At 69.0% G+C, this 24,015-nt stretch carries 21 protein-coding genes; 16 read left to right on the forward strand and 5 right to left on the reverse strand.

Going from position 1 to position 24,015, the window contains the following annotated elements:
• The 11 genes from ftsH to ON04_RS03290 all read left to right on the forward strand — a co-directional run bounded on the left by ftsH (position 1) and on the right by ON04_RS03290 (position 9,946).
• Positions 1 to 2,469 (forward strand): ATP-dependent zinc metalloprotease FtsH, encoded by a 2,469-nt coding sequence (ftsH, locus tag ON04_RS03240; RefSeq protein WP_010540146.1) that lies wholly within the window; start codon positions 1 to 3, stop codon positions 2,467 to 2,469.
• Between the two features lie 33 nt (positions 2,470 to 2,502).
• Positions 2,503 to 3,126 (forward strand): GTP cyclohydrolase I FolE, encoded by a 624-nt coding sequence (gene folE, locus ON04_RS03245; protein ID WP_010540147.1) that lies wholly within the window; start codon positions 2,503 to 2,505, stop codon positions 3,124 to 3,126.
• Between the two features lie 41 nt (positions 3,127 to 3,167).
• Positions 3,168 to 3,989, forward strand: a complete 822-nt coding sequence (folP, locus tag ON04_RS03250) for a dihydropteroate synthase (RefSeq protein WP_010540148.1) — start codon at positions 3,168 to 3,170, stop codon at positions 3,987 to 3,989.
• The gene (folB, locus tag ON04_RS03255) at positions 3,989 to 4,384 is read left to right on the forward strand and encodes a dihydroneopterin aldolase (protein ID WP_010540149.1); all 396 of its coding nucleotides are present in this window, start codon (positions 3,989 to 3,991) and stop codon (positions 4,382 to 4,384) included. The genes folP and folB overlap by 1 nt, the downstream gene beginning before the upstream one ends.
• Positions 4,357 to 4,905, forward strand: a complete 549-nt coding sequence (gene folK / locus ON04_RS03260; protein ID WP_010540150.1) for a 2-amino-4-hydroxy-6-hydroxymethyldihydropteridine diphosphokinase — start codon at positions 4,357 to 4,359, stop codon at positions 4,903 to 4,905. Before folB ends, folK begins: the two co-directional genes overlap by 28 nt.
• Position 4,906: 1 nt before the next feature.
• Positions 4,907 to 5,383: a DUF3180 domain-containing protein gene (locus ON04_RS03265; protein ID WP_010540151.1), complete on the forward strand. Its 477-nt coding sequence runs from the start codon at positions 4,907 to 4,909 to the stop codon at positions 5,381 to 5,383.
• A 114-nt stretch (positions 5,384 to 5,497) separates the two neighbouring features.
• Positions 5,498 to 6,613, forward strand: coding sequence for a DUF6779 domain-containing protein (locus tag ON04_RS03270; RefSeq protein ID WP_010540152.1), 1,116 nt, complete (start codon positions 5,498 to 5,500; stop codon positions 6,611 to 6,613).
• A gap of 151 nt (positions 6,614 to 6,764) precedes the next feature.
• Entirely contained in the window at positions 6,765 to 7,718 is a 954-nt protein-coding gene (locus ON04_RS03275) for a Rossmann-like and DUF2520 domain-containing protein (RefSeq protein WP_029457625.1), read from the forward strand.
• Entirely contained in the window at positions 7,715 to 8,719 is a 1,005-nt protein-coding gene (gene panC, locus ON04_RS03280) for a pantoate--beta-alanine ligase (RefSeq protein WP_010540154.1), read from the forward strand. The genes ON04_RS03275 and panC overlap by 4 nt, the downstream gene beginning before the upstream one ends.
• A 13-nt stretch (positions 8,720 to 8,732) precedes the next feature.
• Positions 8,733 to 9,158, forward strand: a complete 426-nt coding sequence (gene panD / locus ON04_RS03285; protein ID WP_010540155.1) for an aspartate 1-decarboxylase — start codon at positions 8,733 to 8,735, stop codon at positions 9,156 to 9,158.
• A gap of 17 nt (positions 9,159 to 9,175) precedes the next feature.
• A complete protein-coding gene (locus ON04_RS03290; RefSeq protein WP_010540156.1) occupies positions 9,176 to 9,946 on the forward strand; it encodes a type III pantothenate kinase in 771 nt (256 codons plus the stop codon).
• 257 nt (positions 9,947 to 10,203) lie between these two features.
• Here ON04_RS03290 and ygiD read toward each other — a convergent pair whose 3' ends face one another.
• Positions 10,204 to 10,995 carry a 4,5-DOPA-extradiol-dioxygenase gene (gene ygiD / locus ON04_RS03295; RefSeq protein ID WP_010540157.1) on the reverse strand — a complete coding sequence of 264 codons (792 nt, stop codon included), beginning with the start codon at positions 10,993 to 10,995 and terminating at the stop codon, positions 10,204 to 10,206.
• Between the two features lie 269 nt (positions 10,996 to 11,264).
• On the opposite strand from ygiD, the gene ON04_RS03300 reads away from it, so the two are divergent.
• The gene (locus tag ON04_RS03300) at positions 11,265 to 11,672 is read left to right on the forward strand and encodes a rhodanese-like domain-containing protein (protein WP_010540158.1); all 408 of its coding nucleotides are present in this window, start codon (positions 11,265 to 11,267) and stop codon (positions 11,670 to 11,672) included.
• A gap of 57 nt (positions 11,673 to 11,729) precedes the next feature.
• Positions 11,730 to 13,361: a lysine--tRNA ligase gene (lysS, locus tag ON04_RS03305; RefSeq protein WP_010540159.1), complete on the forward strand. Its 1,632-nt coding sequence runs from the start codon at positions 11,730 to 11,732 to the stop codon at positions 13,359 to 13,361.
• 30 nt (positions 13,362 to 13,391) lie between these two features.
• On the opposite strand, the gene ON04_RS03310 is transcribed toward lysS, so the two are convergent.
• Together ON04_RS03310 and hrpB are read right to left on the reverse strand one after the other, a co-directional pair.
• Positions 13,392 to 14,003, reverse strand: a complete 612-nt coding sequence (locus tag ON04_RS03310) for a hypothetical protein (protein WP_010540160.1) — start codon at positions 14,001 to 14,003, stop codon at positions 13,392 to 13,394.
• A gap of 104 nt (positions 14,004 to 14,107) precedes the next feature.
• Entirely contained in the window at positions 14,108 to 16,690 is a 2,583-nt protein-coding gene (gene hrpB, locus ON04_RS03315) for an ATP-dependent helicase HrpB (RefSeq protein WP_010540161.1), read from the reverse strand.
• Positions 16,691 to 16,930: 240 nt separating this feature from the next.
• On the opposite strand from hrpB, the gene ON04_RS03320 reads away from it, so the two are divergent.
• The gene (locus ON04_RS03320; protein WP_010540162.1) at positions 16,931 to 19,585 is read left to right on the forward strand and encodes an ATP-dependent Clp protease ATP-binding subunit; all 2,655 of its coding nucleotides are present in this window, start codon (positions 16,931 to 16,933) and stop codon (positions 19,583 to 19,585) included.
• A gap of 262 nt (positions 19,586 to 19,847) precedes the next feature.
• Here the strand turns inward: ON04_RS03320 and ON04_RS03325 are convergent, their stop codons facing one another.
• Together ON04_RS03325 and ON04_RS03330 are read right to left on the reverse strand one after the other, a co-directional pair.
• Complete coding sequence (locus tag ON04_RS03325; protein WP_033443999.1) at positions 19,848 to 20,372, reverse strand: flavin reductase family protein; 525 nt, start codon at positions 20,370 to 20,372, stop codon at positions 19,848 to 19,850.
• Positions 20,373 to 20,480: 108 nt separating this feature from the next.
• On the reverse strand, positions 20,481 to 21,656 hold the full coding sequence (locus tag ON04_RS03330; protein WP_010540164.1) for an ROK family transcriptional regulator: 1,176 nt from the start codon (positions 21,654 to 21,656) through the stop codon (positions 20,481 to 20,483).
• A gap of 144 nt (positions 21,657 to 21,800) precedes the next feature.
• On the opposite strand from ON04_RS03330, the gene ON04_RS03335 reads away from it, so the two are divergent.
• Together ON04_RS03335 and ON04_RS03340 are read left to right on the forward strand one after the other, a co-directional pair.
• Positions 21,801 to 23,060: an LLM class flavin-dependent oxidoreductase gene (locus ON04_RS03335; RefSeq protein ID WP_010540165.1), complete on the forward strand. Its 1,260-nt coding sequence runs from the start codon at positions 21,801 to 21,803 to the stop codon at positions 23,058 to 23,060.
• Between the two features lie 85 nt (positions 23,061 to 23,145).
• Complete coding sequence (locus ON04_RS03340; protein ID WP_081477121.1) at positions 23,146 to 24,009, forward strand: ABC transporter permease; 864 nt, start codon at positions 23,146 to 23,148, stop codon at positions 24,007 to 24,009.
• The last annotated feature ends 6 nt before the right edge of the window (positions 24,010 to 24,015 follow it).

The raw sequence follows: 24,015 nt of genomic DNA on the forward strand, positions 1-24,015 counted from the left end.
ATGGAACGTAAGAGCAACGCCGTATTCCGGAACGTGGCTATCGCGGGTGTCATCATCCTGGCGATTGTCGCCTTCTCCTTCTTCGCGAACGATGAGCGCGGCTACGCAGAGGTCGACACCTCCGTGGCTCTGGCACAAGTTGACGCGGGCAACGTCACCGAGGCGATTATCGAGGACCGGGAACAGCAACTGCGGCTGACCCTGGAGTCACCGATCACCCCGGAGGAGGGTGGTGAGGAGACCGATAAGATCCTCGCCAAGTACCCCGAGCGGGCAGCGGACCAAATTTTCGACCGCGTCGCTGCCGCTGAGCCGGAGAAGTACGACACCACGGTCACCGAGCAGGGCTTCTTCGTCCAGATGCTCTCGTTCCTGCTGCCGATGCTCATCCTCTTCGGGCTGCTGTTCTTCTTCATGTCCCGGATGCAGGGCGGCAAGGGGGGCTTGTTCGGTGTGGGCAAGTCCCGGGCCGTGGAGTTCAACAAGGACATGCCTCAGACCACGTTCGCCGATGTCGCGGGTGAGGACGAGGCGGTCGAGGAACTCAACGAGATCAAGGACTTCCTGCAGAACCCGGCGAAGTACGAACGGTTGGGCGCCAAGATCCCGCGCGGCGTCCTGCTCTACGGTCCGCCTGGCACCGGTAAAACGCTCCTCGCGCGTGCGGTGGCCGGCGAGGCGGGCGTGCCGTTCTATTCGATCTCCGGCTCCGACTTCGTCGAGATGTTCGTCGGTGTGGGCGCCTCCCGGGTGCGCGACCTGTTCGAGAAGGCCAAGCAGAACTCGCCGTGCATCGTGTTCGTCGACGAGATCGACGCGGTCGGTCGCCACCGTGGTTCCGGTACGGGCGGCGGCCATGACGAACGCGAGCAGACCCTCAACCAGCTGCTCGTCGAGATGGACGGGTTCAGCGACCGCGAGACCGTCATCCTCATCGCCGCGACCAACCGTCCCGACGTCCTGGACCCGGCGCTACTGCGCCCGGGGCGCTTCGACCGCCAGGTGCCGGTGACCAACCCGGACCTGCGGGGTCGTGAGGCGATTCTGGCCGTGCACTCAGTGGGCAAGCCGCTGGCCGCGGATGTGGACATGCGGTCGTTGGCCCGCCGCACCATCGGCATGTCGGGCGCGGACCTGGCGAACGTTCTCAACGAAGGCGCGCTGCTCGCGGCACGCATGGGACGCGATGAAATCTCGATCGACATCCTCGAGGAGGCCACTGACCGGGTGGTGGGCGGACCTCGCCGCAAGCACCGCGTGATCAGTGAGCACGAGAAGAAGGTCACCGCGTACCACGAGTCCGGTCACGCCCTGGCCGCGTGGGCGATGGAAGATCTGGAGCGGGTCCACAAGGTCACGATCCTCGCTCGTGGTCGAACCGGCGGTCACGCGCTGGTCGTCCCCGAGGACGACAAGTCATTGATGACCCGCGCTGACATGGTCGCGCGCATCGTCATGGCGATGGGCGGTCGGGCCGCCGAGGAGTACATCTTCGGTGAGCCCACCTCCGGTGCGAGCTCGGACATCGAGCAGGCCACCAGGATCGCACGCACGATGGTCGCGGAGTACGGGATGAGCGCCAAGCTGGGCGCGGTCAAGTACGGCAGCGACGGTGGGGACCCGTTCCTCGGACGGGGCGGCGGTTCGGGTGCGGACTATTCACCCGAGGTCGCCAAGGTCATCGACGACGAGGTGCGCAGGATCATCGACGCCGCCCACACGGAGGCGTGGCACGTCCTCGAGTCCAACCGCGACATCCTCGATGCGGTGGCGGCCGAGCTCCTGGAGAAGGAGACCCTGCGTCAGACCGACCTCGAGAGGCTTTTCGCCGACGTGGTCAAGCGGCCGCGTCTCACCGAGTTCGACGACTTCAGCGGCCGGATCCCATCGACCAGGCCGCCCATCAAAACTCCGGGTGAGCTGGCCAAAGAGCGCGGTGAGCCGTGGCCCCCGCCGGTGACGGACCCCTTCGCCATGCCTGTCCTGCCGACCGACCGGGAGGCCGGCGGCCAGGGGCAGGAGCAGGACCGGAGCGAGAGTCAGGGCGCAGCCCCCGGATCCAGAGAGCCGGTCGGTGCACGTCGCCAGCCGACGGGGATCCCGGCGTACGGCACACCGCCGCCTCCGGGCTGGTCCGCACCGGGCTGGCCTCCGAGGCAGTCCGCACCAGACCGCGGATGGTCGCCGGATTCCAACGCCGACCGGGCGCCGAGCGTGGCTGAGACCACCCGGATCCCCGCCGCGCCTGCGGGCGGCGGCTACCCGGTCGACGGCACGGACGAGCGGCCCCGCGACGTCGGGGAGAGTGAGCAGCAGGCGGAAGGCCCCTCCGAGGCGCCGACCCGCGCATGGTCGGCGGTCGAGGGTGATGACTCTGCAGCCCGATCTGACGAGGGTTCCCAGACCGGATCCCATCGCCGTGAGGACAAGGACGATGACTGGCGTGTCCCCTGGGAACGTGACGACTGACCCCACGGTCGGATCCGTGCGAGAAGAGGATTGATGACGACTCCTGACCACATCCCCGGCCCCGACGCCACGTCGGTCTCCACGGGGCGGGTCTTCGACGCCCCACGCGCCGAGGCCGCCGTCCGTGAATTGCTGATCGCGGTGGGCGAGGACCCGGAACGTGAGGGTCTACAGGACACCCCGGGCAGGGTCGCGCGGGCCTACCGCGAGGTGTTCGCGGGCTTGTTCACCGACCCGTCGGAAGTGCTGTCCAAGACGTTCGACGAGAACCACCGCGAACTCGTGCTGGTACGTGACATCCCCATCTACTCGACATGCGAACACCACCTGGTCCCGTTCCACGGTGTCGCCCATATCGGTTACATCCCGGGCAAGTCCGGCGCGGTCACGGGGCTGAGTAAGCTCGCCCGGCTGGTGGACCTCTTTGCCAAGCGGCCTCAGGTCCAGGAGCGGCTCACCAGCCAGGTCGCCGACGCGCTGGTCGATCGGCTGGACCCGTCGGGCGTGCTCGTGGTGATCGAATGCGAGCACCTGTGCATGGCCATGCGGGGGATCCGCAAACCCGGCTCGGTCACCACCACTTCGGCGGTCCGCGGCATCATGCGGTCCAACGCCTCCACCAGGGCGGAGGCGCTCGGCCTCCTGCGTGGTACATGAGTGCCTCGGGCGGCCTGCCGCGGCCAGGGCGGTGCGCGGTCATGGGCATCGTCAACGTCACCGAGGACTCGTTCTCCGACGGGGGACGGCACCTCGCCCCCGAAGCGGCGATCGCCCACGCTCGGCGTCTGGTCGCAGACGGGGCTGACCTGCTCGATGTGGGCGGGGAGTCCACAAGGCCGGGGGCCGTGCGGGTCGACCGCCAGGATGAGGCCGCCCGGGTGATTCCGCTCGTCCGCGCGCTCGCGGGCGATGGCGTGGTGGTGTCCGTCGACACGATGCGGGCGTCGACCGCCGCCGAGGCGCTCGACGCTGGTGCGTCCGTCATCAACGACGTCTCGGGCGGCCTCGCCGACCCGGAGATGCTGACGGTCGTCGCGGAACGCGGATGTCCCGTGATTCTCATGCACTGGGTCTCGCCGGACGACTACAGCGCCGGCGCCGGCGGCCGGGTCGACTACGGCGAGGACGTGGTGGCGTCTGTGCGCGACCATCTCGCCCGTCGCGTCGACGCCGCCGTCGCTGCGGGAGTCGACCCCTCGGCGATCGTGCTGGACCCCGGTCTGGGATTCGCCAAAAATGCCCACGACAACTGGGCTCTGCTCCACGGCCTCGACGCGCTCATCGAGCTGGGCTTTCCCGTCCTGGTGGCGGCTTCCCGCAAGCGATTTCTCGGATCGCTCCTGCCCGGCAGGGAGGGTGATCCGAGGCCCGTGGCCGGTCGCGACTCCGCTACCGCCGCTGTCACAGCGCTGGCGGCTGCGGCCGGCGCGTGGGCCGTCCGGGTCCACGACGTCGCGCCGAGCGCGGACACGGTACGGGTGGCCGCCGCCTGGGCGGCCGGAAGGGCGGAGGCGCACTGATGGCGGATCGCATCGAACTCAGGGGTCTGGAGGTCCGGGGCAATCACGGGGTATTCGAGCACGAGAAGCGGGACGGGCAGGACTTCGTGGTGGACCTGGTCTTATGGACGGACTTCACGGCCGCCGCGGCGTCTGACGACCTCGCTGACACCGTCGATTACGGAGCACTGGCTCTGTACGCCCGAGACATCGTGGCGGGGCCAACCTGCGACCTCATCGAGACCGTCGCCTCGCGCATCGCCGACGGCGTGATGGAGATGGCACCGGGCGCCAGCGCGGTCGAGGTGACGCTGCACAAGCCGCAGGCGCCCATCCCGGCGGAGTTCGCAGACGTGGCCGTGGTGGCCACAAGGTCCCGCAACGGCGGATGCATCCAGGCGGGGGCTGGGCGGTGACTTGCCGCGCGGTCCTGTCAATCGGCGGCAACAGGGGCGACACACTCGGTCTGCTCCGGGGCGTGGCCGAGTCCGCGGCCGCGGACGGGATCCTTCGTGGGGTTTCCGCGGTCTACGCCACTCCGCCGTGGGGCGGTGTCGAGCAGGACGACTTCCTCAATGCCGTCCTGGTGGTGGAGCACCCCGGTACCCCGTCGGATGTCCTCGAGTGGGGCTTCGGGCGCGAACGCGCCGCCGGACGAACCCGCGACGTCCGCTGGGGACCCAGGACGCTCGACGTGGACGTGGTGAACGCCTCCGTGGACGGGGCGGCGGTGACCTCGGGCGACGAGACGCTGACCCTGCCGCACCCACGTGCGTCCCAGCGCGCTTTCGTCTTGGTGCCGTGGAACGAGGTCGAGCCGGACGCGACTCTCGACGGCACCCCGGTCACCGACCTGCTGGCGGACCTCGACCCGGCGGACATCGCAGCTGTACGTCGCCTCGAAGACCCGCTGGCACCCGCTGGATGGGAGGTCTGACATGAACCGCATCGCCAAATCCACTCTCGCGCTGGTGGTGTTGGTTGCCGCTGTGGCCGCCTACTTCCTCACCGGGACCTTCTTCGGCTCTCTGCCCCCGATCGGCTTCGGTTGGACCACGTTGGTGGTGATCGCGGTGATCGATGTACTGCTGGCGCTGAGGATCCGTGCCGCGGTCTCCGACGGCGGCGTGGGCCAGGATCGCAGTCAGATGCACCCGCTCACCATCGCCCGCTGCGCAGCGCTTGGCCAGGCCTCCGCGGTCCTGGGTGCGGCGGCCGGAGGGCTCGGCATCGGGTTCGCGATCTACTTCCTGCCGAAACTCGGGGAGCTGGCGGCGGCGTCGGACGAACTCCCGGCAGCGTTGGCGGTGCTCGTCTCCGGAGCGCTGCTTGTCGGCGCGGGCCTGTTCTTGGAATCCGCCTGCGAGACGCCGCCCGGCGACGACGAGAGCGGTGGCCTTGCTCAGCCCACATGAGGCCGGGGGAGGGACTGTGAACCAGAAGGCTCAGGGGGCGGGATCCGCGCCGGTTCAGACGGACACGCGGCGGTTGCCTGTGTGACTGGTGTTCCTCTGCGTATCATGCGAGGCATGAGTTCCGACGGCGCGATGGACAAGCCCCGGTCAGCTCGCCCGGCCCGAGGCGACGACCGAGGACTGGCGGGCATCGCTCTGGGGGTCCTGCTCGTCCTGGCGCTCGTGGCGACAGTGGTGATGATCTTCTCGGACAACCCGGTGTGGACGCGGATAGGCACACTCGCCGCGCTGTGGGCAGCCTTCATCGGCGCGTTCCTCGTCGCGCGCTACCGCCGGCAGGCCGCCACGGAGGCGTCCCGCATGAGGGATCTGCACACCGTCTACGAGCTCCAACTCGAGCGCGAGATCTCCGCTCGACGTGAGCACGAGCTCGTTGTGGAGAAAGACCTGCGTGACACGGTTCGCACGGAGACCGCGGATTCCATCCTGGGACTGCGTCACGAGATCGCCGCACTTCGCGAGCAACTGGGTGCACTCGGTGTCACCCTGCCCGAGGACCGGTTCGCCGTCGGCGGACATGCCCCCGCCGGGCAACTCGGTTCCGGTTCGTCGCTTCCCAACGTGCCCTCCGAGCGGGTCGAGCCCCGACGGCGAGCACCCGCAGCCGAACAGTCGGGCAGCCCCTGGTCCACCCCTGCGCGCGGTCCCGAGACCACGGCGGCCGCGCAGGCTGATGCAGGTGCCGACACGAAGCCCCGTAGCGACCGGTCCGAGCCGTTGGTGTCCGGTGTGGCGCCGGACTCCACCCCGAGTACCGAGCGCACCGAGAAATTCCCCCCGGTCTCGAAGGGCAAGGCCCCGTCGTCCGAGTCGGCCCGCGCACCGCGCGGCCCGGCTGTTCGCCCGACGTCGCGCCAGCAGACCGAGTCGCGTCGAGCCGCAGAGACCGTGTCGCCGACACGTCCGGCCGCTCCGCAGCAGCCGGTGGCCAAGTCGGGGCCTGCGTCCGCGACGAAGCCCACCGCGTCCGCCCCCAAGCCGGAGAAGGCTCCCGTCGAGCCCGCCTCGACTCCGGAACGCACAACTGCATCCGGACCGGACACCCCTGAGTCCGCGCCTCCGAGCCGCCACGGTGAGGGCACGGGCCTGTCCGTGGCAGAGCTGATGGCGCGCCTGGGCAGTGGTGACGACTCGGGTGGAGGTCGCCGTCGTCGTCGCTCCACCGACTGACCAACTCTGCCCGGCGCTCGGCAGAGTAGGTGTGAAGTGCGCCACTAGATGATGTGTCGACGTCGCCGGACGACTACTCTCGCCTGCGAGATGTCCGGGACCCACCATCAGTGAGTGGGCCTGGAACGGATCGAGCACTGGAGCACCAATGATGTCCGAATTCGGCGTCACCGAATCAGCCCCTGCCCGCCTGTCGATCGGGCTCGTGTCCGCTGGGCGCGTCGGCACCGCGGTCGGTGCCGCGCTCGAACGGCGGGGCCACGTCGTGTCCGCCGTCGTGGCACGGTCCCGGCGGTCGCGCGACCTCGCAGCCGATCGCCTCCCCGAGGCTCGCGTGACCGACGCGGTCTCTGTCGCCAAGTCCAGTGAGCTGCTGATCCTCGCCGTTCCCGACTCCGCACTGCCCGGTGTGGTGGCCGAGTTGGCCGCCGCGGAGGCGTTCCGCCCCGGTCACATCGTGGTCCACGTGGCAGGGGCCGTCGGAGCCGACGTTCTCCGTCCGGCCGCTGACGCCGGAGCCGTGGTGGTGGCAGCGCACCCCGCCATGACGTTCACCGGCGGCGCCGCGGACGTTGATCGCATGGAGGGCTGCTCGTGGGCTCTCACCTCACCCGATGAGATCGGACTGGTTGTGGGGCAGATGTTGGTCATGGAAACCGGCGGGTTACCCGTCACCGTCGCGGAATCCCATCGGGCGCTCTACCACGCGGCGCTGGCTCACGGCGCGAACCACCTCGTCACCCTTGTCAACGATGCTGCGGAGGCGCTCGCTGCCTCCTTCTCCGTCATGCCGGGCGGGCAGGTGGAGGGCGACCCCGACGGGATGCTCGGCCCCGATGCCCAGGCACTGGCCCGCCGCACGCTGGAGCCGCTCCTGCGCGCCGCCCTCGACAATGTTCTCGCCTCGGGGGACTCAGCGTTGACGGGTCCCGTCATGCGCGGCGACGCGGTCACGGTCTCCCGCCACCTCGACGCGCTGGAGGATGTCGATGGCGGAATCGCCTCCGGCTACCGGGCGCTCGCCCTGCGTACCGCTGACCGGTGCGGAGCCGGCCGCGACGTCACCGACCTGTTGGCCCCCGACCTGACGGAGCAACTCAGATGACCTCCAGCTCCCGCCCGGTGCGCACCGCCGTGCCCGGACGTGCGAACACCGGCTACACCCGCGGCGAGCTGACGGTCCATCACGACCCGTCCACTCTGCACGCGGTCACCGAGTCGCTTCGCAAGGTCGGAAAGCAGATTACGCTCGTACCCACGATGGGGGCGCTGCACGCGGGGCACCTCGCCCTGGTGGAGGCCGCGCGCCGGACCCCCGGCTCGGTGGTCGTGGCGTCGATCTTTGTCAATCCGTTGCAGTTCGGCCCGGGTGAGGACCTCGACGCATATCCGCGCACCCTCGACGACGACGTGGCGCGACTGGCCGAGGCGGGGGTCGAGCTGGTCTTCGCCCCCAGCGCCTCGGCCATGTACCCCGACGGCCCCCGCACTACCGTGCAACCCGGCCCAACGGGTGAGATCCTCGACGGCGCGTCCCGCCCCGGCCACTTCGCCGGGATGCTCACCGTGGTGGCCAAGCTGTTCAACATCGTGGCGCCGCACCAGGCGTTCTTCGGGGAGAAGGACTATCAGCAGCTCGTGCTGATCCGACAGATGGTCGCAGACCTGGACATGGATGTGCGCGTGGTGGGCGTTCCCACGGTCCGCGAATCCGACGGACTGGCGATGAGTTCTCGAAACCGCTACCTATCGCCGGACGAGCGAGAATTGGCCACCGCGATCAACGCGGCCCTCGTCGCGGGCACATTCGCCGCCAAGGGGGGCCGTCAGGCCGTCGTCGACGCCGCCGCGGCGGTGCTGGCGGAGCGTCCGCAGATCTCGATCGATTACCTCGAACTCCGCGCCGGCGACCTCGGCGAGCCTCCGGTGGAGGGCCCGGGCCGTCTCCTCGTGGCCGCGCGGATCGGCTCCACCCGGCTCATCGACAACGTGGGGGTGGCCATAGGGACGGGCTTCCTCGAAGCGGCCGAGGCGACGGTCGCCGCCCAGCAGGCTGAGATGGCCGATGACCTCGCCGCTGCCCCCGATCTCGCAGCAGACTCCTAGGAAGGCCTGTCACATGCAACGCACGATGCTCCACTCCAAGATCCACCGGGCCACCGTCACCCAGGCCGACCTGCACTACGTCGGCTCCTGCACCATCGACGCCGACCTCATGGACGCCGCCGACCTGCTCGAGGGACAGCAGATCGACATTGTCGACATCAACAACGGCAGCCGCCTGACCACCTACGCCATCACCGGCGAGCGCGGCTCCGGCGTCATCAGTATCAATGGTGCCGCCGCCCACCTGGTGCACCCGGGCGACCTGGTGATCATCATCGCGTACGGGATCATGGAGGACGCCGAGGCGCGGGCCTACAAGCCGCGCGTGGTGTTTGTCGACGGCGACAACCGCAAGCTCACCGAGGGCGACGACCCCGCGAATGTCCCCGAGGGCTCCGGGCTCAAGAACCCGCGCGTCCCCGCCCCCGCCGCGGTCTAGTCGACGGGACACCAGCCGTGCTCCTCGCCGTCGACGTAGGCAACACCCATATCCGGCTGGGCGTCTTCCCCACCGATGGCGGCCCGCTCGAGCGCACCTGGAGCATGCGGACCTCGCCGTCCGTCACCTCCGACGAACTCGCGTTGACGATCCGCGGCCTGCTCGGGGACTGCGCCCAGCAGCTCAGCGGTATCTCCGCGATGTCCGTGGTGCCATCCGTCACCGGTGAACTCCGGAAGATGGCCGCCGACTACTGGCCGGGACTGCCGGCCGTGGTCGTGGCGCCCGGGGTGAAGACCGGGGTGCCGCTGCTCGTGGACAATCCGCGGGAGGTGGGATCCGACAGGGTGGTCAACGCGCTCGCAGCCCACACCCTGTTCGAGGGCCCCGTCGTCGTGGTCGATGTGGACACCGCGACCACGGTCGACGCCATCTCCGCGCGCGGCGAGCTGCTCGGCGGGGCGATCGCGCCGGGGATCGACATCTCCGTCGACGCACTGGCCGAACGCGCCGCGGCCCTCCGCAAGATCGAGGTCGTGCGCCCCAAGGGAGCGCTGGGTAAGAACACGGTCGCCGCGCTGCAGGCCGGAATCGTCATCGGGTTCGCCGGTCAGATCGACGCCCTGGTCGACCGACTGCGCACCGACGTCGCCGCGCTGGCCGACGCCTCCGTCGTGCTCACCGGACTGCGCGCCGACGTGGTGGCCGAGGAGTCACGCACCATCACCGACGTCGAGCCGGAACTCGCACTCGAGGGGCTTCGGCTGGTGTACGAGCGCAACTGCTGAGCTCGTCGGTGGCGTGCGCTAGGTCCGCGACGCGCGCCCCTTCCGCAGGTTGCTCACCTTCAGCGTTTTGCACACCTTCAGCGTGACGACACGCCGACCCGATCACGCTGAAGGTGAGCAAATGCGCGGGCACGGTGTGGCAGGGGCTTGCGGGGGTGCGGGCGTGGTGCGGAGACGGTGCGGCCGCCGCGAAGCCGTCATAGCCGCTGCTCCCGGTGGCTGTTACCGCTAGCTGGGGCCGAGACGGCGCCGGCGCGTCAGGCGGCCGAGCGGTAGCTCGTCATGGAGACGGAGCCCCAGGCATAGCCCTTGCTGAACGCGTCCAGCTTCTCCCCGGACGCGGCCGCCATTCCGGCGGTGTAGAGCAGGGGCAGGAAGTGGTCGGCACTGGGCACGGCCAGGCGAGCGTCCGCGTGGTCGGTCAGTGCGAGGGCGTCCTCGGGGCGCTCGGTGAGCAGTTCCTGGGCGTGGTCGTCGAAGCGCTGTGCCCAGTCCATTCCCTGGTCGCCGCGGCTGGGATCGACCGCGGCGAGATTGTGGACCACGTTGCCACTGGCCAGCACCAGCACGCCGGAGTCGCGCAGCGCGGACAGCTTGGTGCCGAGGTCGAAGTGATAGCTCGCCGGCTTCGAGGCGTCCACGGACAGCTGCGCCACGGGCACGTCGGCGTCGGGGAAGACGTGCGTGAGGACGGACCAGGTGCCGTGGTCCAGGCCCCAGGAGTCCTGGTCGGCGCCCACCCAGGTGGGCTTGACGGCCTCGGCGACCTCGGCCGCGAGTTCGGGTGCGCCGGCGGCGGGGTACTCGAACTCGTTGAGCTCGCGGGGGAAGCCGTAGAAGTCGTGGATCGTCCTGGGCGCGGCCATCGCGGTGACGGCGGTCGCGTTGATGTACCAGTGCGCCGAGACGGCGAGAACCGCGCGCGGTCGCTCGGGGAGCGAGTCTCCGAGGGCCGCCCACTGGCGGGTCCACTCGTTCTGCTCGAGGGCGTTGAGGGGGACGCCGTGCCCGACAAAGACGGCGGGCTGGCGCTGGTGCAATGTGGGCATGGGATCTCCTTCGATCTATATGCATGATGCATCAACTACCTGATATGCGCTAGTCCCGAGGCTGAAATGGGGGAGGGGTGAGGGTGGTCGGCCGGGACGGTTTCCCATGGCCCTTGAAGTAGGTAGACCGGTCTGTCTACTATGGGTGTCATGACCACGCGACGAATGCCCCCGGCCGGCCCGGCGACATCCGCGCGCGTGCAGCACTGGTGTCCCGGGTCGGCAGCCCCCCTCAGCCCAGCCGTCACCATCCACTCCGGGAGCCCCGCATGACCATCACCTTCTCCGCCACCATCACCACCACGATCACGGCCACCGAGTACCCCTCCGCGGTCCGGGCCGGCGCTCTCGTCGTGGATATCCGCTCCCGCACACAGCGTGAGCGTCAGGGCGTGCTCGCGGGTGCGGTCGCCGTGGAGGCCCGTCCCGTCGTCGACCTTCTTGATCCGGGATCGGCCACGCCGCTGGCCGCGGTCACCGAGGGGCGCGCCGTGGTCCTGGTCAGCGACGACGGACTGGACGCCGAACTGTTCGCCCTCGAGCTGCATTCCCGCGGCGTCGACGAGGTCCGGGCCGTGGACGGCGGGCATGACGCCCTGCGCGCCACCCGGGCCCTCGGGCTGCTCGCGAACGCCGAGCACCTCCTGCGCGAGCGGTCGGCCATCTCGGCCCACTGACCCGATCGGGTCCACGGGTTCGGCTCCGCGGCCCCCGGGCGACTATCCTCGGAAGCCGTGACCGACTCGACTCCCGCCGCGACCGGGGCCGTCCAGGACGAGCCCGCCGACGACACTCCTGAGCAGCTGCGTATCCGCCGTGACAAGCGGCAACGCATCATCGACTCCGGAGTGCAGGCCTATCCCGTTGAGGTACCGCGCACGCACGGACTTCAGGAGATCATCGCGGATCCGCGGTTCGTCGAGCTGGCAGCGGGCGAGGAGACCGACGTCGAGGTGTCCGTGGCCGGCCGCGTGCTGTTTGTCCGGAACACCGGCAAGCTCTGTTTCGTTCGGCTGCAGGACGGCGTGGACCCCGCCGCCGACCCCTCAGTCGAGGTGGCGGAAGGGGAGGCCGGTCCGTTCTCCCCGCAACTGCAGGTGATGCTGTCGCTGGCCAATGTCGGCCAGGATCGGCTGGACGCCTGGAAGCACGACGTCGATCTGGGCGACCACGTGTCGGTGACCGGCCGGGTGGTGCGCTCGAAGCGTGGGGAACTGTCGGTCATGGCCGACTCGTGGGTGATGGCGGCGAAGTCGCTGCGTCCCCTCCCGGTGGCGCACAAGGAGCTGAGCGAGGACACCCGCGTCCGCCAGCGCTACACCGATCTGATCATGCGCGATACCGCACGGCGCAACGCGATCACCCGGATCAAGGTGGTCCGCGCACTTCGGAACTCGCTCGAAGCCCGCGGGTTCCTCGAGGTGGAGACGCCCATGCTGCAGACACTTCACGGCGGCGCGGCGGCCCGACCGTTCGTTACGCATTCCAACGCACTCGATCTGGACCTGTACCTGCGTATCGCCCCTGAGCTGTACCTCAAGCGCTGCGTGGTGGGTGGCATCGAGCGCGTCTTTGAGATCAATCGGAACTTCCGCAACGAGGGCGTGGACTCCTCGCACAGTCCCGAGTTCGCCATGCTCGAGACCTACCAGGCGTACGGGGACTACGACACGGCCGCCACCATGATCCGCGAGGTCATCCAGGAGGTGACCCGCGAGGTGTTCGGTTCCACCACGGTCATCCTCGCGGACGGCTCCGCGTTCGATCTGGGCGGCCAGTGGCGTGAGATGAAGATGTACCCCTCGCTCAACGAGGCATTGCAGCGCAAGCACCCCGAGCTAGTCACGGGCGGCGCCGAGACCGTGACCGTCGATTCCACCGTCGAAGAACTCACCGTATTGGCGGGCAAGGTCGGCCTGGACGTGCCCAAGGGTCAGGGCTGGCTCCACGGGAAGCTGGTCGAGGAGATCTGGGAGCATCTGTGCGCTGACCAGTTGGAGGGCCCGGTGTTCGTCCGGGACTTCCCCGTCGAGACCTCACCGCTGACGCGTGACCACCGCACTGATCGCGGAGTGACCGAGAAGTGGGATCTCTACGTACGCGGGTTCGAACTGGCGACCGCCTATTCAGAGCTCGTCGATCCGGTGATCCAGCGTCAGCGCTTCGAGGACCAGGCGAGACTGGCCGCGGCGGGCGACGACGAGGCGATGGTGCTCGACGAGGATTTCCTCGCCGCGATGGAGCAGGGCATGCCGCCCTCGGCCGGCCTCGGCATGGGCATCGACCGCCTGCTCATGGCGCTGACGGGCCTGGGCATCCGAGAGACCATTCTGTTCCCGATGGTCAAGCCGCTCCCGCGGGACTGAATATCGCGGCCGCGAGGATGCGGCCGCGGGTCAGTCGTGAATGTGGTCGGGGTGGTTGGCGGGTGCTCCGCCGGTGCTGTGGTCGGGGTCCGGGTGGTGGTGCGGCCGCGCCTCCTCGCGATCCGGCAAAACGTACTCCGCTGAATGCGCCGCCCACGCCGATCCGGCCGTGATCAGGACGAAGCCAAGCGCGGCCAGGTACGGCCCGAATGTGACCGTCGCTCCCGTGGGTAGGCCGGAGAGCATGGGGTCGGATGCTCCGGTGGAGGAGAAGAGGATCCAGACGAAGGTCAGGTGTGCCGCTAGCGCACCGAGTGCGACGACCGCGGCCGATGCCGCGAAGGCCCCGAGCCTGGTGGCCGCGGTGACTATCACGAGGAACAGCAGGACCAGTAACCCTAGGAACAGGACTGGTGCGACGCTGCGAACATCGACGATCTCGGTGATGTCCAGGGCTGAGAGGCTCGCTCCCGATCGCGTGGAGAGCCACGGCAGGTAGAGACTTACCAGTGCCAGGCCCAGACCGGCCACGGCCACCAGCGCGCCGAACCGGTTCTTGAGGTGGGGGATGAGTCGGGTGCGTCCCCGGGTCCTGGTGGGCAGGGCATCCCGGTGGGGTGCGGGAGGTGTGTAGGCGGTCATCGCGATCACCCTTTCGGTACTGGGCACGCTTGTGGCGTGTATCACAGCATAGGCGTGATCTCGCCAAATATCTACCGCATGCTGAGCCGTTGTGGTAGAGCGGTTCAGCGTCGCCGATTGGTCCTCCGCGTCGGCTCGGCCGTCATCGGGTCCTCCGGCCATGGGTGCCGCGGGTATCGGCCCCGCATCTCGGCACGCACGCCCGGGTAGGCCTCGCGCCAGAAATACGCCAGGTCACGCGTCACGGCGAGTGGTCGCCCGGCGGGGGAGAGCAGATGCACGGTCACGGGGACCCGGCCGTCGCAGATGCGGGGGGAGGTGGTCCAGCCGAAGCATTCCTGCAGTTTCACGGCGAGCACCGGCGAATCGTCGGTGCCCACCTCGGGGTAGTCCACGCGGTACGACGACGACGACGGCACCTCCAGCCGCTCCGGCACCAGCTCGTCGAGTCGACCGGCCTCGGGCCAGGGCAACAGTCGCCGGAGCGCGGGGCCGAGGTCTCGTCCCGCCAGGCGGGAGCCGTGCGCGAGGGCATCGACCTCCGGACCGAGCCATTCGTCCGATCTCCCCGCCAGCCCCTGCGCGGAGACATCCGGCCAGGGCGCGCCGAGTTCGCGGTGGGCCAACCCCAGGCGCCGCCACAATCTGAGGGCGTCGTCATCCGGCCCCAGGGCCGCGAACCCGCCGGCCCGGATCGCCGCGGAGACAGCCGCGACAGCGGCCACGCGCGAGGGCCTTACAGGTGTAGATGAGAGTTCGATCGCGCCCAGGCGCCTGACGCGTCGCCCGGTCAGCGCACCACCTCGGAAGCACGCGGTCTCGTCGTCGTCGAGCAGATCGTGGGCCGCGTACTCCGCGCCCCTCCGGTCCAGGGCCGCGGCAGCGCGGATCACCGCCCCCGCCTCACCCGCCGCCCGGCCGGAGGCGCGCCCCACCTCGGCCACCGCGAGCCACTCGTTGCCGGCGAGCGCGGACCCGGGCGGCAGGACGGCCGCGGTCCCGGAAGCGAACGTGTACTGGGCGCCCCGACGGCAGGCGACGCGTCCGGGGTGCGCCATCGCCACCACCGGGCCCACCGCGTCGTCGAGGGGGGATTCATGCGCGGCGGCCTCGCCGGCGTGGTTCCGGGCGAGCCGCTCGAGACGTCGGGCCTCGCGTTCCCACGCCGCGGAGTCCGGTGCCCGGCCGGACCGCAGCGCACGTAAGTCGGCGACCAGATCGCCGGCGTGGGATCGTCGCCCCGAAGTCAGCACGGCCACCACTTCGGCGGCGGTCCGGGGACCCACGAGACCGGCTCCGTCCAGCAGTGCGCGGGCGTGCCGGGGGTCGGCCGGCACCCGCGCCAGGTCGCGACCACGACCGGTCGCTCTACCGTCGTCGTCGAGGGCGCCGAGGCCCTGTAGTGCGGACTCGGCGCGGGCCATCTCGCCGGTCGGCGGCGGATCCGGCAACGCCAACCCTTCGCCTCGCGGCGCGCCCCAGCAGGCGACATCGAGCGCGAAGGTCGTGAGGTCTGAGGTAGCGATGGCCGGCGTGCGGTGGGCGGAAAGGTGAGTGAACTCCTGCTCGGTCAGGCAACGCACCGCCACACCGGGGCCGAGGCGGGCGGCTCGACCTGCGCGCTGGACGCACGAATCCCGCGACGCCGACACGGTGACGAGCCCCGTCATGTCACGAGCGACGTCCCGGCGCGGCTCACGGCTCAAGCACGCGTCCACCACCAGGCGCACGCCGGGCACTGTGAGGGAGGACTCGGCGAGGTCGGTCGACACCACGATCCGCGGTCGTGCCGCGCCCGTCGCGTCCCCTGACCGGTCCCGCCCGGAAACCGCCCGGTCCTGCGCGGCCGCGTCCAGCCCACCGTGCAGCGGCAGGACCTCCGCGCGGTCGCCCAGACGCGAGGCCAGCGACCGGACGACCCGCTCGATCTCGCGAACGCCCGGAAGGAACACCAGGGTGTCGGCGGCACCGACCAAGGCCTCGTCGGCGGTCACCGCGGCCACGTGATCCAGGAACCCGTTCGTCACGCCGCGGGCGTCCAGTCGTGCGACCGGAGCGGGGGCGTAGCGCGTCTCCAACGGGTGCAGGGTCGCGGGAACATCCACGATGGGTGCCGGGCCTTCACCGGCGCCGCTCCCGTCCGCGCCGTTCCCGCCGCGCAGCAGTCGAGCGAACCGGTCGGCCTCCACGGTCGCGGACATCGCCACCACGGGCAGGTCGTCGCGCAGTTGACGGAGCTCGCACAGCAGGGCGAACGCCAGGTCGGACTCGACATCGCGCTCGTGGACCTCGTCGAGCACCACGGCGCCGACCCCGGTCAGGTCCGGGTCCGCGATCAGCCGCCGTACCAGCACGCCCGGGGTCACGAACTCCACGAGGGTCTCCCGACCGACCCGGGAATCCCCCCGGACCGAGTAGCCGACCACTCCGCCGAGTTCGGTTCCGGTGAGCGCGGCCAGTCTGCGCGCTGCGGACCGTGCGGCTACGCGGCGCGGCTGCGTCACCACCACGCGTCCGCTCACCCCGTCGGCCACCGCGACGGCGGGCGGCACCACGGTGGTCTTACCGGTCCCGGGCGGTGCCTGGACCACGGCGGTCCCGCCCGCTGCGAGCGCCTCGTGCAGGGCTGGCACGGCGTCAGTGAACGGAAGGCCGGCCCCGATCCGCCCCAGATCGAACGGGCTCACCCGTGTATCCCGGGCACCATCGTCAACCCGGCGTCGCGCACGAGATACCTCCAGTTGAGTCGGATGGGACGATGTTATCCGGCATTCCGGGAGCGTTCGCTGACGGCGTACACGATTCGGCAATGATTCCCCTACCTGCCGCGTTGCATAGAGATGACGGGCCGACTGCCACTCCTGTGGCTCCGGGCGTCAGACCGGGCCACTACAGTGGTGAAAACCCGAGGAATGTGAGGTAGCACGATGTTCGAACGGTTTACCGACCGCGCGCGTCGCGTCGTCGTCCTGGCCCAGGAAGAGGCCAGGATGCTCAACCACAATTACATCGGCACCGAGCACATCCTGCTGGGCCTCATCCATGAGGGTGAGGGAGTGGCCGCCAAGGCCCTCGAATCCCTGGGGATCTCGCTCGAGGCGGTGCGGAGCCAGGTCGAGGAGATCATCGGCCAGGGGCAGCAGGCCCCGAGCGGGCATATCCCGTTCACGCCGCGTGCCAAGAAGGTGCTGGAACTGAGCCTGCGCGAGGCGCTGCAGCTCGGCCACAATTACATCGGGACGGAGCACATCCTGCTCGGTCTCATCCGCGAGGGCGAGGGCGTCGCAGCCCAGGTGCTGGTCAAGCTCGGCGCCGACCTCACGCGAGTCCGCCAGCAGGTCATCCAGCTGCTGTCGGGTTACCAGGGTAAGGAAGCCGAGGCCACGGGTGCGCCCGCCGGCGCCGGTGGCCGCGAGTCTGGCACGCCGTCGTCGTCGACTGTGCTTGACCAGTTCGGTCGTAACCTCACCCAGGCCGCGATGGAGGGCAAGCTCGACCCCGTCGTCGGCCGCGCCAAGGAGGTGGAGCGCATTATGCAGGTGCTCTCCCGGCGCACCAAGAACAACCCGGTGCTCATCGGTGAGCCCGGCGTCGGCAAGACCGCCGTCGTCGAGGGCCTGGCCCAGGCCATCGTCAACAACGAGGTCCCCGAGACGCTCAAGGACAAGCAGCTCTACTCGCTTGACCTGGGTTCGCTCGTCGCCGGTTCTCGTTACCGCGGTGACTTCGAAGAGCGCCTCAAGAAAGTGCTCAAGGAGATCAACCAGCGCGGCGACATCATCCTGTTCATCGACGAGATCCACACGCTCGTCGGGGCGGGTGCCGCAGAAGGCGCGATCGACGCCGCGTCGATCCTCAAGCCCAAGCTGGCGCGTGGCGAATTGCAGACCATCGGCGCCACCACGCTGGACGAGTACCGCAAGCACATCGAGAAGGACGCCGCGCTCGAGCGTCGTTTCCAGCCGGTGCAGGTTCCGGAGCCCGGAGTCGAGCTGTCCATTGAGATCCTCAAGGGACTGCGCGACCGGTACGAGGCGCACCATCGTGTCACCATCACCGACGCCGCCTTGGCGGCAGCCGCCCAACTGGCGGACCGGTACATCAACGACCGGTTCCTGCCGGACAAGGCCATCGACCTCATCGACGAGGCCGGCGCCCGCATGCGTATCAAGCGGATGACGGCCCCGCCGGACCTGCGCGAGTTCGACGAGAAGATCGCGGAGGCACGCCGCGAGAAGGAGTCCGCGATCGACGCGCAGGACTTCGAGAAGGCCGCGGGGCTGCGCGACACGGAGAAGAAGCTCATCGCGGAGCGTTCCGAGCGTGAGAAGCAGTGGCGTGCGGGCGACATGGACGTGGCCGCGGTGGTGGACGAGGAGCAGATCGCCGAGGTCCTGGGCAACTGGACCGGCATCCCCGTCTTCAAGCTCACCGAGGAGGAGACCACGCGTCTACTCCGCATGGAGGAGGAGCTGTCCAAGCGGATCATCGGCCAGGATGAGGCCATCAAGGCGGTCTCGCGTGCCATTCGTCGTACGCGCGCCGGCCTCAAGGACCCCAAGCGTCCGTCGGGTTCGTTCATCTTCGCCGGCCCGTCCGGTGTCGGTAAGACGGAGCTGTCCAAGGCGCTGGCGAACTTCCTCTTCGGTGAGGACGACGCGCTCATCCAGATCGACATGGGCGAGTTCCACGACCGCTTCACGGCTTCGCGTCTGTTCGGTGCACCCCCCGGTTACGTCGGCTACGAGGAGGGCGGCCAGCTCACGGAGAAGGTGCGGCGCAAGCCGTTCTCGGTGGTTCTGTTCGACGAGATCGAGAAGGCCCACACCGAGATCTACAACACCCTCCTGCAGGTGCTCGAGGATGGTCGTCTCACCGACGGCCAGGGCCGCATGGTCGACTTCAAAAATACCGTCCTGATCTTCACTTCCAACCTGGGCACCAGGGACATCTCCAAGGCTGTCGGAATGGGCTTCCAGTCCTCCGACAACACCGAGGACGCCTACGAGCGGATGAAGCAGAAGGTCAACGACGAGCTCAAGAAGCACTTCCGGCCCGAGTTCCTCAACCGCATCGACGAGATCGTGGTCTTCCACCAGCTCACGCAGGAGCAGATCGTCCAGATGGTCGACCTCATGGTCAGTCGCGTGGGCGTGGCTCTCAAGGCCAAGGACATGACGATCGAGGTCACCGACCGGGCCAAGCAACTGCTCGCCAAGCGCGGGTTCGACCCGGTGCTGGGCGCGCGGCCGCTACGTCGCACCATCCAGCGCGAGATCGAGGACACGCTGTCCGAGAAGATCCTCTTCGGCGAGGTCGCGGCCGGCGAACTGGTCTCGGTGGACGTCGAGGGTTGGGACGGCGAGTCGGACAAGACCGAAAACGCCAAGTTCACGTTCTCCGGCGCCCCACGTCCGGACGGCGACAAGAGCGAGCGCGAGGGTGAGGAGATCACTGCCAGCGTTGCCCCCACCGGCGAGGCCGGCCCGGGTGACTCGCTCCCGCCGAGCTCGGGTGGCTTCGGTGGAGGCTCCACCGGTGGTCCTGCGGGCAGCGGCGGAGCGGCTCCGGCCACCAGCTGATCGCCACGGGGATAGTCGCTACGGACGACCCCCGCCTTCACCGGCGGGGGTCGTCCCCACTTGGCTGCCGCTCCCTTCGCCGCCGCCCCCGGCCGCCTCCGATGCTCGTCAAGCCGCGGCTGCCCGGCGCCCAATAGTCTCGAACCGAAGGACTCCACAAAGCCGGCGCTGCTCTGGGACGGTCCGGAGCCGCACGGCTTGGGGCTTAGCGAGGTTGAACGCAGCGACGTGTCGAGCTCGCCGAGCTGGAGGTGGCTCGCGACTAGCGAGTGGAACTCGATACCGAACGGAAGTCGCCATCGAGGATCACTAAGGGGTCGGCGGGCTCCTCGTCGAACCAGGCGTCGAGCAAGCGAGCGATCACCAGGACGTGATCGCCAGCGGGCACAAGACGGTCCAAGGCGACCCGGAGCCGGATTCTTCCGCCGCGGAGCAGTGGTTCACCAGTCTCTGTACGGGTCCACAGCGCCGTGTCGGCGAACCGCAGATGCGACGGGCCGGCAAAACGGAGCGCCAGGTGCTCATCTCCTTCGCCGAGCAGATGCACGACAGCGGTGCGGGCCTCGAGCACGGCTGTCAGACTCGACGAGGAGAACCCCACGTTGAAACTGATCAGGGCGGGCTCGGCTGACAGGCTCGAGATGGACGACGCGGTGAAGCCGACGGGTCTGTCCGAACCGTTCAGAGTGACAATCGTGACGCCGGCGGGATGCGTCCGCATTGCACGCCGGTGGACCTCGTGAGAAACCGACGGGCGGATATTGGACAACGATTGATATTCAGGCATATCGAAAGTCTGCGATCCGCCCGCTACAGATGTCGAAAATTCTGTTCGCGGCGATGCAAAGTGCACCAGGGTCGGACGCAGGACATTACGGCGTCGAAAAGTCCAGTCCTACGATGCCGACAGCGCCCGACCCGCGAGCGCAGCCGTAGGGTCTGCGGAAATTGTGTCCAAAGCGACCGCCATGGCGGCGAACTGCTGGATGCGTCCTCCTGCCGTCGAGATACGCAGGTCTGGCACCCCGCCCACAAGCCGGGTTTCGCGGGTCGCCCTGACGAGTGCCGGCAAGTAACGCGGATGGTCTGTGAATGCCTGACCGCACAGGACGACGGTATCGGGCCGGGTGATGGAGGACAGCAGTCCCACTACTCGGCCCAGAACCGTGGCGCGCTCAACGAGGATCGCTTCCGAGACCGCATCCCGACGCGCTCTCACGGCGAGTTCCGCCACCGATCCCACTTCTATTCCGTGGCGACCCGCAGCCCGGACCACCCCAGAGTCGCCGACCACGTCCAGCAGGCCGTTGCCGCCGTCAGCGAGCAATTGTGTGGGCCCAACCGGCAGGTGCGTGAGATCGGGGGAGCCCGCCCGCGGTTGATGGACGACACCGTCGATCACGAGGGCGGAACCCAAATGCTCGCGCGCGTAAACTACGAGCGTGGTGCCCTGGTGTGTCTCGTGCCCAACCAGTAGTTCTGTCGCGGCCATGGCCTCGACGTGCGGGGCCACTGAGAACGGGACTCCAATCCGGTCGGCGAACAGGTCGGTAACCGGCACGTCCTCCCATCCGAGCAGGTCGTGGTCGATCCGCCCCGTCTCGGTGATCCGGGCGGCGGTGGCGATCCCGCCGCGGACCAGCCGGCGGTCGCGGTAACCATCCAGAAGACGGAACGCGACCGCGGTCAGCTCGTCGGCGATCCGCGCCGGTTCACGGCCGGGGGTGCTGATCGCGTGCTCAGACAAGATGCGGCACGCGAGGTCGCATACCGCCACCACGCTGCGATGTAGGCCGATGTGCACGGCGATGGTCACCGGGCCGGACGGGTCGATTTCCACCGGGATGCTCGGGCGCCCGACCGATCCATCGTGCATTGCAGCGGGACGTTCACGGATGACGCCCGCGGCCACTAGCGCGGATGTCGCGCGTCCGACAGTGGCCACGGACAGCCCGGTTCTCGCTGCGATCTCGGGCCGGGAGACGGGCCCCCGGAAGCGAATCGCCCGCATGACCCGCGCCGAGCTGTTGTCAGAGAGACGCAGGCCGGCCACAGGGGACTGGAATGGCATGACGGTGACAGTAACACAGGAAATAGACAGATCGGTCTAGTCGGATTAAGGGTTTCGTCCGCAGTGACCATAACTCTGGGTTTCCGGAGCCGCCAGCTTCACGATAGGTCGGTCCCACATTGAGATCGACCCGAGGAGCCATCTGTGGCCGACCATCCGACCGACCCCACCCCAGTGAACGAGGCTCTGCACTTTCACTGGTTCCTACCCACGTACGGCGATTCGAGAAATCTTGTAGCCGGAGGCCACGGCACCTTCATGTCGGGCGACCGGCCCGCGACCCTGCCGTACCTGCGGCAGATCGTGGCCGCAGCCGAGCACAACGGGTTCGAGTCATTACTCACGCCGACCGGTGCGTGGTGCGAAGACGCGCTGCTGACCTCGGCGTTGCTCGCCGAATCTAGCGAGCGAATCAAGTTCCTCGTGGCGGTAAGGCCCGGTTTGATGAGCCCCACCCTCGCCGCGCAAATGGCGACGACCTTCCAATGGCAGACCCGCGGCCGACTGTTGCTCAACGTGGTCACCGGTGGGGAGTCACGCGAGCAGCGCGCCTACGGGGACTTTCTCGACAAGCAGGGCCGCTACGCCCGGGCGGACGAGTTCCTAGAGATCGTACGCGGACTATGGGCTTCGCCGGAGCCGTTCTCGTTCACGGGTGACCACCTCACTGTTGTCGACTCCATGCTGGGGCGACGCCCCGACCCCACCCCGTCGATCTTCTTCGGCGGCTCTTCCGCTGCCGGCATCCGCGTAGCCGCGCGCCACGCGGACACCTACTTGACCTGGGGCGAGTCCCCGGTCTCCGTTGCGGAGAAACTCGCCCGCGTCCGGGTGGCGGCTGCCGCGAACGGTCGGAAGCCGTCTTTTGGGATCCGACTCCATGTGATCTCCCGCGACACCTCGGAGCAGGCGTGGGCCGAGGCCGAACGACTCCTCCGGGGAATCGATCCGGCAGACATTGAGCGTGTGCAGACGTCTCTGCGTGCCAGCGAGTCGGAGGGCCAGCGCCGGATGCTCGATCTTCATAGGGGTCGGACCGACTCGCTGGAGATCGCGCCGAACCTCTGGGCCGGCGTTGGGCTGGTTCGCGGAGGCGCGGGTACGGCGCTGGTGGGATCGCACGAGGAGGTGGCCGACCGGATCGCGGAGTACGCGGAGCTGGGCCTGAGCCACTTCGTGTTCTCCGGGTATCCACACCTGGAGGAGGCCTTCACCTTCGGCGAGGGCGTGCTCCCGGTGCTCGCGCGGCGCGGCCTGTGGACCCCGCCGCACGCCGCCGGCGGCTCCGCCCAGCACCCCGGAGCGGTGCCGTTCGCCGGCTCCGGATCCGACATTGCGGGCCCGGCCACCGCGTCGGCCCGTCCGGCCTCGCACACCCGAGAGCCTGCCCGTGTCGGCGGCTGACCCACTGGAGAGGGGACCGATCGTGGCCACGACCGTACGTTCGCAGCCTGCCGTGGCACCACCGCCCGCCCCGTTCGGCTCCCCGATGGACGCCCCGGGCACGGTGTCGCCCGCAATCGCACCCACGAGCACTGAGCCGGGCCCGACCACGAACGGGCCCCCGCCGCTCGGCGCCGGGAGAAGACCACGACGACGACAACGACACAGTGGTCTCACCTGGCTGCGGTGGCTCAGCCCGCTTGTGCTTATCGTGGTCTGGCAGTTGGCCGCGGCTACCGGAGTCCTCCCTGAGCGGACTTTGCCGGCGCCCCAGCTGATCGCCGAATCCGCGGTCGAACTCCTGGCTTCAGGGGAGATCGTGGACGCCCTGGCCGTATCCAGTCTTCGTGTCCTGCAGGGCTTCACGCTGGGAGCGGTCGCGGGGCTCGTACTGGGAGTGCTGGTGGGCTCGGCTCGTTACGCGGATGCGATCCTCGACCCGCCGCTGCAGATGCTCCGAGCACTGCCCCACCTGGGATTGATCCCGCTGTTCATCCTGTGGTTCGGTATCGGTGAGGCGCCCAAGGTGCTGCTCATCGCACTGGGTGTGGTCTTCCCCATCTACCTCAACACCGCCTCGGGGCTGCGCCAGGTCGACCCGAAGCTGCTCGATATGGCCACGGTGTTCGGCCTGTCGCACCGGCAGCGGTTAACCGAGGTGGTCCTGCCGTCCATCGCGCCGCAGGTGCTGGTGGGAGTACGGCAGTCGCTGGCGATCGCGTGGCTCACGCTCATCGTGGCCGAGCAGCTCAACGCCACCACCGGCCTGGGATACCTCATCATGAACGCCCGCGACTTCTTCCGGATCGACGTAATCATCGTGGGTCTAATCGTGTACGCCCTGCTGGGGATCACCACCGACGCCCTCGTCCGTGCCGCCGAGGCCCGAGCGTTGCGGCACTACCGCTGACGACCG

The organism is Dietzia alimentaria 72, from assembly GCF_000226215.1.
Classification (GTDB): domain Bacteria; phylum Actinomycetota; class Actinomycetes; order Mycobacteriales; family Mycobacteriaceae; genus Dietzia; species Dietzia alimentaria.

Excerpts from the sequence above, each read along its gene's own strand:
- ftsH (WP_010540146.1), top strand. The coding sequence starts at position 1 with ATGGAACGTAAGAGCAACGCCGTATTCCGGAACGTGGCTATCGCGGGT.
- folE (WP_010540147.1), top strand. The coding sequence starts at position 2,503 with ATGACGACTCCTGACCACATCCCCGGCCCCGACGCCACGTCGGTCTCC.
- folP (WP_010540148.1), top strand. The coding sequence starts at position 3,168 with ATGGGCATCGTCAACGTCACCGAGGACTCGTTCTCCGACGGGGGACGG.
- folB (WP_010540149.1), top strand. The coding sequence starts at position 3,989 with ATGGCGGATCGCATCGAACTCAGGGGTCTGGAGGTCCGGGGCAATCAC.
- folK (WP_010540150.1), top strand. The coding sequence starts at position 4,357 with ATGCATCCAGGCGGGGGCTGGGCGGTGACTTGCCGCGCGGTCCTGTCA.
- ON04_RS03265 (WP_010540151.1), top strand. The coding sequence starts at position 4,907 with ATGAACCGCATCGCCAAATCCACTCTCGCGCTGGTGGTGTTGGTTGCC.
- ON04_RS03270 (WP_010540152.1), top strand. The coding sequence starts at position 5,498 with ATGAGTTCCGACGGCGCGATGGACAAGCCCCGGTCAGCTCGCCCGGCC.
- ON04_RS03275 (WP_029457625.1), top strand. The coding sequence starts at position 6,765 with ATGTCCGAATTCGGCGTCACCGAATCAGCCCCTGCCCGCCTGTCGATC.
- panC (WP_010540154.1), top strand. The coding sequence starts at position 7,715 with ATGACCTCCAGCTCCCGCCCGGTGCGCACCGCCGTGCCCGGACGTGCG.
- panD (WP_010540155.1), top strand. The coding sequence starts at position 8,733 with ATGCAACGCACGATGCTCCACTCCAAGATCCACCGGGCCACCGTCACC.
- ygiD (WP_010540157.1), bottom strand. The coding sequence starts at position 10,995 with ATGCCCACATTGCACCAGCGCCAGCCCGCCGTCTTTGTCGGGCACGGC.
- ON04_RS03300 (WP_010540158.1), top strand. The coding sequence starts at position 11,265 with ATGACCATCACCTTCTCCGCCACCATCACCACCACGATCACGGCCACC.
- ON04_RS03310 (WP_010540160.1), bottom strand. The coding sequence starts at position 14,003 with ATGACCGCCTACACACCTCCCGCACCCCACCGGGATGCCCTGCCCACC.
- ON04_RS03320 (WP_010540162.1), top strand. The coding sequence starts at position 16,931 with ATGTTCGAACGGTTTACCGACCGCGCGCGTCGCGTCGTCGTCCTGGCC.
- ON04_RS03325 (WP_033443999.1), bottom strand. The coding sequence starts at position 20,372 with ATGCCTGAATATCAATCGTTGTCCAATATCCGCCCGTCGGTTTCTCAC.
- ON04_RS03330 (WP_010540164.1), bottom strand. The coding sequence starts at position 21,656 with ATGCCATTCCAGTCCCCTGTGGCCGGCCTGCGTCTCTCTGACAACAGC.
- ON04_RS03340 (WP_081477121.1), top strand. The coding sequence starts at position 23,146 with ATGGACGCCCCGGGCACGGTGTCGCCCGCAATCGCACCCACGAGCACT.